Below are 12165 nucleotides of genomic sequence, written 5' to 3'. Positions count from 1 at the left end.
TCACCCGCCGTCATTTTTTAAAGCGGCGATAATCGCCGCGAGTTCATCCGCGCCGGTCAACTGGAGAAAAACGTCCTCCAGGTCCGATTCCGTCAGCCTCGCCTCCTGCCGCAGGGAGTGAAGTGTCCCCAGGGAACGGATCCGACCGTGCAGGATAATGGCAATCCGGTCGCACAGTTCCTCGGCAATCTCCAGGGAATGGGTGGAAAGGAAAATGGTGTTTCCCTTGCGGGCATGGCTCTTGAAAAGCTCCTTGACGATGCGGGCGCTCTTTGGATCAAGCCCCACCATGGGTTCGTCGACAATGACCAGCGGCGCATCAAGCATAAAGGCCGATGTCATGATGATCTTCTGCCGCATGCCGTGGGAATAGCATTCAATGAGATGATGCTGCCACTCCTTCAGGTCAAAAAGCTCAAGATACCGCTCTGACCGTTGAAACTCCGCCTCCGACAACCCATAAAGGCCGGCGACAAACTGGAGGAATTCGGAACCGGTCAGTTTTTCATAAAGGTAGGGCCGGTCCGGAATGTAGGCGGTGAGCTGCTTGCATTTCTCCGGCTCTTCCGCCATGCTGTGACCGCAGAGGCTGATGCTTCCAAGGTCCGGCTTGAGCAGCCCGGCCAGCATTTTGATGGTGGTGGTTTTCCCTGCGCCGTTGGGCCCGAGAAAACCGAAAATCTCTCCCCTTCCCACCGAAAAACCGACATCATCCACCGCGGCATAGGTGCCGAAATGCTTGGTCAAACCCGCCACTCGGATGGCTCCAGCTTCATCGCGTTCCATTATCCCTTCCCTCACCCGTGTCCATCTGTTCAGCGGGCAGAATACGCAGTCGGCCGAGAAGCGCCCCGATGCGGATCTGCTCCGCTGTTTCGCCGATGACGAACCTGATATGGGTAAGATCAGCCGGCAGTTGATTTTTCGTCGTATCAAGACTGACCCAGGATCCCCCCAGACACACCTCATTCCAGGCATGATAGAAAAAGGCGCCCTCATGCCATGTCACCCCTGCGGCAATGCGGGTCGGAATCCCGGCACTGCGCCCCAGGGCGGCAAAGAGAACGGCGTGTTCGTTGCAGTCGCCGATCCTGGTCGCCAGGGTCGTGACCGCGTCGGGGATACCGATCACCGGTCGTTTTTCGATATTTTCAAAAACCCAGCCCGCCAGCGCCCGCACTTGGTCCAGGGGACGGTGAAGCCCTTGGGTGATTTCCGCGGCCAGGGCCATGATCTGGGCCTGATCCGCCTGGACATAGGGAGTCGCAGCAAGCTGTTCTGCCGCGTCGGCACATGCCGAACCGCCGGCGAATTCCATTTTTTCACGGTGAATGGTCACAATACCGTTTTGCCACTCTTGCCTGCCGCCGGACAAATCAAAATGCACATCCTCCGGTAACTCAAGACGAAAAGCAATCCGCGGTTGATCTGCGATATCATCCAGTTTACCGTCATAAGCCACTGCCACGTTGCGGAGAATATCCGCCCCTTTGCGGCTGATACTGGTGGCCCGAAATTCAGGCTCACTGACAAAAACAAAACCGGCCGGCGACTCCTCCATGACAACCTTGCCGGAATCATCGAGCCAGCTGCTGATCCGTATCCCGGAAAAGACCTCTTCAAAATGATGGAGGAGTTGAATCCTGCCCTGCACCAGTTTTTTTTCAAGCCCCTTGTATTCGACAAGCACATCCTTGCCGCTCAGGGAAAGGGGGTCGAAATAGCCGATTTTCACCTTGTCGCCGCTGCGCAGATTTTCCGTCAGCAGATATCCCCGCTGATTCAGGGAAAGCAGCGGAGGCGATGTCAGGGTAACGGAGTCGCGAATTTCATCCTTGCCGTTTTCCAGCACGAATTGCACGGTGTTGCCGCGCACCTCGCCTCGTGCCTGCATGGCGTAAAAGGGGGACGAAAGAGAAAACTGAAAATCCCTGAGCAGCAAGGAGGGCGTCAGACGGGCATCAACCGCCATCTCCACCGGGTAATTCTTGCCGACCACCGTCAGATTGAGAATTGCCTGTTGATTGAGTTGAATCAATCCGTCATCCCGCCGCACCATCCTGTTTTTGACAAATCCGATGCGCTGCCGCTGCAGGTAGACTCCGACAAAATTTTCCTGTTCCGCCTTTTCCATCACCTGCGCCTCATGCAGATCGAGCCTGCGAACGAGATAATCCCGCTGCAGCAGGAAAACAAAAAGGGCGATCCAGCACATGATGATGGCGAGCTTACAAAATGAAATTATTCCGCGCAGTTGCATGATGTTTTTTTTCATTCATCACAGATTTGATCGATCGACCGTGAAAATTTGCCGCGGAAGTGCCGCATGTTGCAACGCTGCCAAAAACGACAAACAGCACGATAGCGTCAACAACGCATATGGGGCCATGGCGAAACGGCGGAAGACGCAACGATTCTTCCGCAACGCCGCTTCAAGCTTTTTTTGATTGACAATGAACTTTTGTTCACACCATTATAGAAATATTATACGAAAATGATTCAAATAGCATCTACATGTGTGTCGATTCAAAAAAGGTAAAGGGAGGAGGAATAATGGCTTGCAAATCAAAAACATGTAAAACCACCACGAACAAAAGCGCCGCGACCGTCAAGGCTCCACGCAAGACAATCCAGACCACGGAATTTTCCTTGGTGGCACCCGACGCGTCGGAAGTATTTCTTACAGGAAATTTCAACGAGTGGAATCCCGCCGAGCATGCCATGCGCAAATTTCAAGGTGGGAAATTTGTCAAGAAATTGAAACTGAATCCCGGCAAATATGAATACCAGTTTATTGTTGACGGCCAATGGTGGACCGACCCCGCCAACCCCAATCGAGAAACCAACTCTTTCGGCTCGGAAAACTCGATCGTTGAAGTCGGAGAAGAAGTAGTGGCCTATAAATAAAAAAAACGCGCGGAGTTCTTGACAAAAGAACCACCGCGCGTTTGTTGTTTTCAAGCGGATCGCGTTTTATTCGCTTTTAATCACAGGCGATCTTCAGCAATTTGCCGCCTACTTTCAGCGGATCGCCGACCTTGACTTCAATCATCTCCACCTTTCCCGCCACCGGGGCAAGAACAGGGGTCTGCATCTTCATCGCCTCAAGCACCGCCAGTTTGTCACCGACCGCCACTTCCTGGCCGACCTCGACGCTGATCTCGCAGACATTGGCCCCAAAGGGGGAACGGACATCGCCGATTTTACCGAGCTCCAGAATCTCCTTTTTGGACAGGGTCGGCTCTTTAGCCACGCCCTGCTCGGTCACCTCGGCCTCCATGGTAAAGACCCGCAAATGGTGATCGACATTCAAATAGATACTGGTTTCACCGTTTTCATTTTTCTGCATGGGACCGATTTCAATAATATGACCCTTGCCGTTATGATCGGTGAAATGCAGGGTTTCACCCAGGGCAAAGCCACCGCGCTTGAAGAAAATTGACGGGGGAAGGACGTACACCTTGCCGAATTTTTCTTCGAATTTGAAGAAATCAACCGCATCCTTGGGATGCTGCAGATAGGTGACGAGCTGTTCGTCGGTGGGCTCGTATCCGAGTCGATCATTCAGCACGACCCGTTCCTTTTCAATGTCGATATCCTCGATTTCATCCATGCCGCCCTGTTCTTCGAGGATCTTCTTCCATTCAGGCCCAAAGGCCTTCTCATAAATCCAGTCATCCGGACGATAAAAAGGAAACGGTCCGTACTTGCCGAGCAACAGATTTTTCAAGTCGCCGGAACAGTTGCCGTAGCGCTCTCCACCAAGCACATTGCTGACCGCGGTGGTCCAGAGGATCTGGGAGCCGGGTGTCACGCTCCACCAGTTGCCCAGTTCCCGCTGCACCTTGGGCAGCTCCTCATGGAGAATCTCCGGCATCCGGTGCAGGAACTTGCCTTTCATCGCCTGCTCGAAACTGCTGCCCATGGCGCCGCCCGGCAGCTTATGGATCTGCACCGTGGGCAGAAATCCCTTGAACTGCGACTCGAAATAATCATAATACTGCCGTTCATTGCGCAGCGCCTCGGAGGTTTCGATCACCGCGCCTTCATCCATGCCCACCGCCTGATGCCCGTAATCCTTCAGGGTCTGCAGCACGGAAAGCACCGGTGGCGGACCGAAGTAAGCGGTGAAGGCATGATCCGATGCATCGACGATTTTCGCCCCGTTTACCACCGCGGCGGTGATGCGGCCGATGTCATTCCCGTCGGTATTATGGCCGTGGTAGTGAATGACGATATCAGGATAGGCATCCTTGATCGATTTCACCAGATCGCCGATCCGCTTGGGGGTTCCCAGACCGCCGTGGTTCTTGATACAGAGAAGAATTTCGTCGCCGGTGACGGCAAGAATCTCACCCACCTTTTTCACGTAAAACGCATCCGTGTGCTCCGGACCGGTGGAAAAGCAGATGCACGGCTCCAGAATTTTCCCCGCCTTCTGCACCTCTTCAAAAACAGCCTGCATATTGGGGACATGGTTCATGAAGTCAAAGACGCGCCAGACATCGACATATTTGGCGAACTCCCGCACGGCAAACCGGATGACGTTCTGCGGATAGGGCCGGTAACCGAACAGGTTGACCCCGCGGCACAGGGTCTGAAACATGGTGTTCGGCATTTTTTCCCGCAGCTGTTTCAGCTTGAGGAACGGATCGACCTGCTTGCGCAGGATATCGACATGCACCGAGGCGCCGCCGGTTATCTCCAGGGAAAAGTAATTGGCATTTTCCCTCGCCTCCGCGGCCAGCAGATCGGTATGAAGCAGAATGCGATTCTTAAAATCCGACTGGGAAAGGTCGCGGGTCGTGTTGGTGACGAAATAACCGTCCGTACTCCGCATTATTTTCAGTACTTCCGTGATATGCATACCTTGAACAATTCGGTCCATGGTGACTCCTTTTTATGGCAAACAGGGTCGCAACCCTTCAATTGACTGTTGGTCGCTTAAGCCGTTGTCTCCAAACGACATGGCCGCTCACATGGCCGCTACGGCAGAAGAATCCGTTACGAATACGAAACAAGTTGTTTCGTTACGCCCCTAAATTGCGTAAACATTTTCCTTTTTATAGTGAATCTCGGCAATCAGCTTGGCCAGTTTGTACACCTCGCTGGTATCATCCTTGTAATCAAAAAGATGCGGATGGGTCTCAAGATACGATGTGTCGAAATCGCCTTCCTGGAAATCAGGGTCGTTGACCAGATTCAGATAAAAAGGAATAGTGGTTTTCGGACCGGTTATGGTGTAGTTGCGCAGGCAACGGCGCATGCGGTCAACGGTTTCGTTCCAGGAAAAACCGAAAACCGTCAATTTGACCAGCAGGGAATCATACACCTCGGGAACCGTGAAACCCTGGTAGACAAAACCGTCAAGACGCACACCATATCCGCCGGGCGACCGATAGACGGTGACCGTCTTGCCGCCCTCCGGCATGAAATTATTCTGCGGATCCTCGGCATTGATACGCACCTCGATGGCATGGCCGCGCATTTTCACATCAGCCTGGGTAAAGAGCAGCTTTTTGCCCAGGGCAAGCTTGATCTGGGTGCGAACGATATCGATGCCGGTGACCATCTCGGTGACGGTATGCTCCACCTGCACCCTGGTGTTGATCTCCATGAAATAATAGTTGTAGTCCTTGTCCACCAGGAACTCAACCGTGCCGGCATTAAAGTAGTTGGAGGCCTTTGCCGCCTTGACCGCCGTTGCACAAATTTCATCAAGCAGCTTGTTGTCGGGAATCATGGACGGTGCTATTTCAACCAGCTTTTGATTACGCCGCTGAATAGAGCAGTCACGGGTGCCCAGATGAACGGTATTGCCGTACTTATCCGCCATGATCTGGACTTCCACGTGCTTTGGCTGCAGCACGACCTTTTCCAGATAAACATTGTCATTATTGAAGGCAGCCTTGGCCTCGGAACGGGCAAGGGGCAACTGCTCTTTCATCTGCAGGTCGTTCTCGATCTGCCGAATGCCTCTGCCGCCGCCGCCGGCGGTTGCCTTCAGCATGACCGGATATTTATATTTCGCGGCAAACTCCAGCGCTTCCTTCAAGCCCGCATCGCCGGAGGAAAGATTGGCTGTGCCGGGCACCATGGGAATTCCGGCTTCAGCCATGATTTTGCGCGCCGTCACTTTATCGCCGAGTTTCATGATGACTTCGTGGGGCGGACCGATGAAAATAATGCCCGCTTCTTCACAGGCCTTGGCAAAATCCGGATTTTCCGCCAGGAAACCGTAACCGGGATGGATGGCGTCAACATAATGGGACTTGGCGGCCCGGATTATCTTTTCAATACTCAAGTAATCCGACCGGGGTCCGTCGCCGATCCAGATTGCCTCATCAGCCGTACGGATATGGAGCGCGGCATTATCGGGCGTCTCATAAATCGCCACTGCCGTATGCCCAAGCTCCTGAATGGCGCGAATGATTCGCAACGCAATTTCACCGCGGTTTGCTACCATTATTTTTATTTTCTTGCTCAAGAGATTACCTCATATATTGACGTTTGCGCAGAACACATTTCTCCATTAACCTGTCCCGAAAGCAGGTTGTTATCGCCATCACACATTTCCGGCATACACATGGAACCGTGCCCGGAAGTTATATAAAAAAACACGAGTTTCTCAGATGGGAAGGAAAGACGTAAAAGGAACTACCCGGAGCTGAAAAAAACCAAATGCGGTAAAAATTACCAGATATTTTTTTATTACGCAAGCAGAAACAAAGGATGGAAAACATGACCGGCACGGATATTTCCTTCGCCGGATCGAAAAATTTCCTTATTTTTTATTTATTCTTCCTGTAATTTTTTTTTACACCAGGCCATTCCGCCGGCATTTTCAGCATTTCTTGAAATCAGGAAAAAGCAAGGAACACACTGCCTTAGAAGCACCCCACCTCCCCAGCAAAATCGGCACGCTATTTGCTTAATCTCTTCATTGTTCTCGATTTGTCCTCGATACGGAGCACATGCCCGACCGGGAACAGGAGGTCTTTGCCCATGAAGAAAAATGCGCCACAAAAATTACAGCCGGAAGTGCTGATCAACTGCCTTGACGTCCTCTGCCGGGCGAACGCCTCGGTGTTTGAGAGCGACCCCAAACTGGCATCGGATATCAGCCAGGCCATTGAATCCCTGACTGTTGCCCTGCAATCGCACAATTCGCCACAGGAAGACGAGAACATTGATGCCGACAAAGGGGGTGAAAGGGAAAAATATGTCCGCGATTATGAAGAGTCCATTGTTGATGTTCTGACCAACGAAATTATCTATAACCTGAATCCGTGAGGTATCCCGGATTCTCCCTGAAAATTGTGGGGCGCGAAAAAATTTCAACACCGCGACCGCCAGAAATTTATATATTGCCAGCATATTGCTGGTAAATTGGGACATCGTCCCCGTTGTTCTTTGAAAAATTGCTATATTTGCCTGTTTTTAGGCGTATTTTCCCGGCAGGGCCTGCTGTTCAGCCACTTTCCGGCAAATTTCTCTTCTGTTCTTGCATTAGCCAAAGGCAAGCCGGTTATAAACGGCCTGAAACGAGTCAAATGCGCAACAGTGGCGGCTGAACCGCAGCTTCAGTTTCCTGCCGGTCTCAATCAGTCTGGCTGCACGGTACATGAGTTCCTGAATAACGGTACGAATTCTCCTGCGCTTTGCCGAGTGGCGCACTGGTGAGCGATCACCGAGAAGGCCAAGCTGGCCGATAAACCGCAAGATGTTATAAGCCAAGCCGGCCAAGGACATGATCAAGGAATTGGTCGCAAATTTTCCCGAAGGCAACCGCTCAAGATCCATGTCGGTTTTAAATTCGCTGTGAAACTGCTCGCTTGTGCCGTGGTCCCGGTAGAGCTTGATGATCTCTTTTTCCGGCAGGTAAAGGGATGTCCACCAGCCCTCAAGTTCTATATCCGGCACCAGCAGCAACTGGCCGCGTTTGTCAATGGTACGTTCAATCACGCGGACGATCAGGCGGGTACTGAACTCCTTGCCCTCGTGCTCCTGAAGCTGGTTGAAACTGAATACGGCAACCCGTTTGCCGCGTCGTGGTTCGCTCACTTCTCCTTCTTGCAGCCCACGGGCCAGCCAGGCGGGAAGGTCCTGCTTGCGGGGATTCCATTTCAGGATGTAATCGACCTTTTTGTGGCCATAAAGCGTTGCTCGGGTCTCGACAGCATCGTGTCCGGAGTCAAGCCTGAATAACAGTGACTTTTTGGTTAAAGACTTGGCACGGGAGATGGTTTCCTGCAGAAAAGGAATAAAATTGTTTTGGCTGTGCTGGCTGCCCTCCCGGAACTCAAGATTAATACACCAGCCTTCCTCTCCCATGTAGGCGGCTATTGGCGCATAGCCGTCATAACCGTGATAGGTATGCTTGGAACCTTCTTTTTTGGTGCCGGAGTTGTCCATGCAAAAGACGTCCATATCGACGGCGACATGACCCATGGCCAAGGGGGTTACTTTTCCTTTGGCATTGCGGATGAACTCCGTGTAGGTGGAGGAAGCAATTGGCTGAAAAACTGTTGCGGTTTCGTCAAGGCGCTGGCGCAAGGTTTCGGGCGAAGGAACCGCTTTGATGCCAAGTGATTGCTGGAAATACCTGTCGTCTTTCATGTCGGCAATGGCTTCGAAATCGCTTTTGCCAAGCGAGAGGAGCCCGAGATAACTGCGAATGACATCTGTATTGGCAATGTCCTTGGTGTCGGGTATCGCCTTTTTCAGCTTGGCGTTCAAGCTGGTAAAGCGATTGATACCGAGCCCGATCAGGGCCAGGCCGGAATGAGAGGTATAAAATTCGTCCGATGAGCGTTCAAGAATAAATCGTTTCATTTTTTCACCTGCAGAGTGATGTTTTTAGACAGGCGAATATTGCAATATTTTTTGTTAAATTTCAACATGTTATTTTATTATACAGACGATTTTTACTGCAAAAATTTCACGGATTCAGGCCAAATTGTAAGCAAGAGGCTGTTGACCGTTTGCGTGTGTTTTTGCGCAAAAATAAACTTGGAAATATTGCCATCAAAAACAGCAAAATATCCAATGATGAGTTTGCTAAATTCCTGTCTGCTGATCAACAAATAAGCTGTCAAAATTGTGAACTGTTTTTATTGGAACCTCAGGAATAAAGTTAACGATATTTTGGAATGGGGTCTATTTTGATTTTGTCAGGAAGGGGTCTGAGGAAGGGGTCAGGTCTGCCCTTGGCTCTTGTGAGGAAGGGGTCAGGTCTGCCCTTGGCTCTTGGGTATGTATCATATGCCGCTGTAAAAAGATGGTTGGCCGATTTTTTTCTGCGTGACTTCCACAAACATTTGAATCACATATGGTGGATATGTGTTGGGAAAAACGACAGCAATGATGCGGCTTGGGATCACAAACGGTCAAGGGGGCTTTGCATGCCTGACTCAAGGACATGACGCATTTCTTTGCCGGAACGCGGACCACCTCTTCAACTTCTTGAATGAGCTACACGATAAGCAGTGTTTTTGTCTCGCTTTCCTACGGCTATAAACGAAACAACAAGTTCTTTATCCCTCACCTGATAAACGAGACGATAACCTGCATTACGCAGTTTAATTTTATAGCAATCGTTCATTCCGCAGAGTCTCGCGCTTTCAATACGTGGTTGCGTTATTCGTTCTTTCAGTTTTTTTACAAAAACAGAACGAACAGAAGAGTCCAGCTTATCCCATTCTTTTTTGGCCTCTTCTTTAAAAACAAGCTTAGAGCTCATTGATATCAACCTCAATTTCGGATTGATCCTTCCGAGCCTCAACGATAGCTGCCAACTCTATATCTTCCAGCTTATCCATCATCGCCTCAAAGGCTTTAGCGGGTATTGCATAAAATACAGGTTCGTTGCGATTCAGTATAGCAACCGGGCCACCATCCCCCTGCTGAACAACACCCATAGGGTTTTTTTTCAATTCGGATATCCCGGCGCTTACGTCTGCTAAAATATGATGTGTTAAACTCATGTTACCCTCCATAGTATTTTTAAAGAACCTTTTCATAACCCTTATGATAAATCTTTTTAAAGACCATATCAACATTAAAAGCATTCTTAGGTAACCTGTTAAAAGGGTTTTGTGGGGATTGATCTTCCCATCATGAACTTAGGTCGGAATGACAACGGAAAATTGACCATCTGTGATCACCGAATTTTGATGACTGCAAAAATGATTGCAAAAGTTCTGAATCCGGATAGACCAAGAGCAAAAGAATGCAATCAAAAATCCAATTGCACAATAAATTGACACACCAAGCATGAGTTGTTATAATTGGTGTTACCAAATAACACTTATTGTTACTTTATGGAGAAAATGTCATGCCTGCTACTGCTGCTAAAACCGTATCTGTAAAATTGGATCAAGAAACACGCGCCCGAATCGAACATTTAGCCGAAACACACCGCCGTACAGCACATTGGGTGATGCGCGAGGCTATCCAGCAATACCTTGAGCGCGAGGAAAAGCGCGAATCCTTCCGACAAGATGCCATTAATGCGTGGGAGGAATACCAGGAAACCGGCTTGCATGTGACCGGGGATGAAGTTTCCACGTGGCTTGATACGTGGGGCGAAGAAAACGAAAAGGCTGCGCCCATATGCCACAAGTGAGATTTGCGCCGCGAGCGTTACGCGACCTGGAAAGGTTGCGCGAGTTCTTACGCCCGAAAAGCTCAGATGTGGCAAAGCGTGCCGCTGCCATTATCAAGAAAGCGGTGCAAGCACTTGGGCAGCAGCCACAGATCGGACGTCCTGCCGACAACTTGGATCCGGAATATAGAGAATTGCTGATCGACTTTGGCGACAGCGGCTATATCGTGTTGTACCGCTACGACGGCGATTTCGTTACCGTGCTGACGATTCGACACCAAAAAGAGGTAGGATTCTAACTGTAATTGTCAGATTTGAAAGATAAATTCAGGAAGTATATCGAAAAACATGAAATTGAGGTGGCACGTTTTGTCTGGACAGGGAAACGCCGTTTATTAAGTTGATATCCTCCAGCCACAGATTGCACAAATCAGAACATGCATTTTTTAATTAGGCAAAAAAACGTTTCACCCTTCAGGGTGAAAATAGTCAAAAATCCATGCGGCCGCCTACTGCGCGGCAAAGGTGGTCTCGTTGAACTGCTGAAGGAATTCCGCCATGATGGCGTCCATGTCGGCTGAAAAGTTCGGGATATCAGGCAGGTTCCGGTTGTGTTGGAGAAATTCGTGTACCTCGAAACGGCACAGGTCGGGTTGCGCGCAACGGATTCCCATGCCTTCAGTCAGAAAGTTGGCAAGAAAGACGATATTGACTTCCATGGGCACGTCCTTCCCGTCGCCTGGTTCATGGTGGAGTCCCACCGGCACGGTGATGCTTTCGGGAAGGCCCCAGGCCTCAAGAAGGGCGCGGCCGACTTTGGCGTGATCCGTGTCGAGAAAAAAGCGTTCGAGAGCGATGAGCGAGGAGAATGTCTTTTGGTTTTTCTTTTTTCGGCACTGGGTTAACAGGGATTTGTTGAGCACGACCTTGCCCACGTCATGGAGCAGTGCCGCCGTATAAATGGAGAAGGTTTTTTCAAGGCCGGCATGTTTACCGATACAAGCGGCGAGGATGGCGGTGGCAAGGGAGTGATTCCACAGCTCATCGGGGTCGAGGTCGTACGCTTCCTGAGGGCTGTTGAGGATGCCCGCCGAAGCCCCGGTGATGGCCAGCAGTTTCACCGTGTCGAATCCCAACCGAACAATGATGTCCTTGATGGATGAAATTTCTTTCATGTGCCCGAAGTACGAGGAATTGGCCATGCGCAGCATGTTGGCGGTGAGACTTGGGTCCTGCTCGATCTTTTTGGCCAGTTTTGTGACGTCGCAGTCCTGATTGTGGGCGATGTTCAGTACGTCAAGGGCGAGGTCCGGCCGAGGAATGAGGTTTTCAATGGCGGTAATATATTTTTTTTCAATCTTCATGGGCTGGCCCTCGATTCAGCAATTTTTTGCGCTGTGCTGATTATACTGCAAATGGGATCGGTTTCGAATTGGAAAATTACCTGTCTTCTTTGGTGGATGGTTTATACCTGAATCCGTGAAATTTTTGCAGTAAAAATCGTCTGTATAATAAAATAACATGTTGAAATTTAACAAAAAACATTGCAATATTCGCCT

The 12165-nt window shown here is 50.3% G+C and carries 12 protein-coding genes; 4 read left to right on the top strand and 8 right to left on the bottom strand.

From position 1 onward, the window contains the following. Both BM485_05100 and BM485_05095 read right to left on the bottom strand, forming a co-directional pair. The gene (locus BM485_05100; protein ID OKY76018.1) at positions 1-786 is read right to left on the bottom strand and encodes an ABC transporter; all 786 of its coding nucleotides are present in this window, start codon (positions 784-786) and stop codon (positions 1-3) included. Then, positions 773-2260, bottom strand: a complete 1488-nt coding sequence (locus BM485_05095; protein OKY76095.1) for a hypothetical protein — start codon at positions 2258-2260, stop codon at positions 773-775. The genes BM485_05100 and BM485_05095 overlap by 14 nt, the downstream gene beginning before the upstream one ends. A gap of 368 nt (positions 2261-2628) precedes the next feature. Here BM485_05095 and BM485_05090 point away from each other — a divergent pair, with 368 nt between their 5' ends. Continuing rightward, positions 2629-2907, top strand: a complete 279-nt coding sequence (locus BM485_05090; protein OKY76094.1) for a hypothetical protein — start codon at positions 2629-2631, stop codon at positions 2905-2907. Between the two features lie 76 nt (positions 2908-2983). On the opposite strand, the gene BM485_05085 is transcribed toward BM485_05090, so the two are convergent. Beyond that, positions 2984-4888 carry a pyruvate carboxylase gene (locus BM485_05085; protein ID OKY76017.1) on the bottom strand — a complete coding sequence of 635 codons (1905 nt, stop codon included), beginning with the start codon at positions 4886-4888 and terminating at the stop codon, positions 2984-2986. Positions 4889-5038: 150 nt separating this feature from the next. Beyond that, positions 5039-6466 carry a pyruvate carboxylase subunit A gene (locus tag BM485_05080; GenBank protein OKY76016.1) on the bottom strand — a complete coding sequence of 476 codons (1428 nt, stop codon included), beginning with the start codon at positions 6464-6466 and terminating at the stop codon, positions 5039-5041. A 539-nt stretch (positions 6467-7005) separates the two neighbouring features. On the opposite strand from BM485_05080, the gene BM485_05075 reads away from it, so the two are divergent. Next, complete coding sequence (locus tag BM485_05075; GenBank protein ID OKY76015.1) at positions 7006-7293, top strand: hypothetical protein; 288 nt, start codon at positions 7006-7008, stop codon at positions 7291-7293. Between the two features lie 216 nt (positions 7294-7509). Here BM485_05075 and BM485_05070 read toward each other — a convergent pair whose 3' ends face one another. From BM485_05070 to BM485_05060, 3 genes are all read right to left on the bottom strand, one after another. Then, on the bottom strand, positions 7510-8835 hold the full coding sequence (locus BM485_05070; GenBank protein ID OKY76014.1) for a transposase: 1326 nt from the start codon (positions 8833-8835) through the stop codon (positions 7510-7512). 622 nt (positions 8836-9457) lie between these two features. After that, complete coding sequence (locus BM485_05065) at positions 9458-9742, bottom strand: addiction module toxin RelE (GenBank protein OKY76013.1); 285 nt, start codon at positions 9740-9742, stop codon at positions 9458-9460. After that, positions 9732-9986 carry an antitoxin gene (locus BM485_05060; GenBank protein OKY76093.1) on the bottom strand — a complete coding sequence of 85 codons (255 nt, stop codon included), beginning with the start codon at positions 9984-9986 and terminating at the stop codon, positions 9732-9734. The genes BM485_05065 and BM485_05060 overlap by 11 nt, the downstream gene beginning before the upstream one ends. Positions 9987-10336: 350 nt before the next feature. Between BM485_05060 and BM485_05055 the strand changes: the two genes are divergently transcribed. Then, positions 10337-10627, top strand: coding sequence for a CopG family transcriptional regulator (locus tag BM485_05055; protein OKY76012.1), 291 nt, complete (start codon positions 10337-10339; stop codon positions 10625-10627). Then, a complete protein-coding gene (locus BM485_05050; GenBank protein ID OKY76011.1) occupies positions 10615-10905 on the top strand; it encodes a plasmid stabilization protein in 291 nt (96 codons plus the stop codon). The genes BM485_05055 and BM485_05050 overlap by 13 nt, the downstream gene beginning before the upstream one ends. A gap of 210 nt (positions 10906-11115) precedes the next feature. On the opposite strand, the gene BM485_05045 is transcribed toward BM485_05050, so the two are convergent. Beyond that, positions 11116-11970, bottom strand: a complete 855-nt coding sequence (locus BM485_05045) for a hypothetical protein (protein ID OKY76010.1) — start codon at positions 11968-11970, stop codon at positions 11116-11118. Positions 11971-12165: the final 195 nt, after the last annotated feature.

The sequence above is a fragment of the Desulfobulbaceae bacterium DB1 genome (assembly GCA_001914235.1).
Classification (GTDB): domain Bacteria; phylum Desulfobacterota; class Desulfobulbia; order Desulfobulbales; family SURF-16; genus DB1.
The sequence above is the reverse complement of the archived record's forward strand: the minus strand, read 5'-3'. Positions and strand labels throughout refer to the sequence as shown.

Coding starts and splice junctions, on each gene's coding strand:
- BM485_05085 (OKY76017.1), bottom strand. CDS start 4,888: ATGGACCGAATTGTTCAAGGTATGCATATCACGGAAGTACTGAAAATA.
- BM485_05100 (OKY76018.1), bottom strand. CDS start 786: ATGGAACGCGATGAAGCTGGAGCCATCCGAGTGGCGGGTTTGACCAAG.
- BM485_05075 (OKY76015.1), top strand. CDS start 7,006: ATGAAGAAAAATGCGCCACAAAAATTACAGCCGGAAGTGCTGATCAAC.
- BM485_05045 (OKY76010.1), bottom strand. CDS start 11,970: ATGAAGATTGAAAAAAAATATATTACCGCCATTGAAAACCTCATTCCT.
- BM485_05095 (OKY76095.1), bottom strand. CDS start 2,260: ATGCAACTGCGCGGAATAATTTCATTTTGTAAGCTCGCCATCATCATG.
- BM485_05055 (OKY76012.1), top strand. CDS start 10,337: ATGCCTGCTACTGCTGCTAAAACCGTATCTGTAAAATTGGATCAAGAA.
- BM485_05050 (OKY76011.1), top strand. CDS start 10,615: ATGCCACAAGTGAGATTTGCGCCGCGAGCGTTACGCGACCTGGAAAGG.
- BM485_05080 (OKY76016.1), bottom strand. CDS start 6,466: ATGGTAGCAAACCGCGGTGAAATTGCGTTGCGAATCATTCGCGCCATT.
- BM485_05060 (OKY76093.1), bottom strand. CDS start 9,986: ATGAGTTTAACACATCATATTTTAGCAGACGTAAGCGCCGGGATATCC.
- BM485_05070 (OKY76014.1), bottom strand. CDS start 8,835: ATGAAACGATTTATTCTTGAACGCTCATCGGACGAATTTTATACCTCT.
- BM485_05065 (OKY76013.1), bottom strand. CDS start 9,742: ATGAGCTCTAAGCTTGTTTTTAAAGAAGAGGCCAAAAAAGAATGGGAT.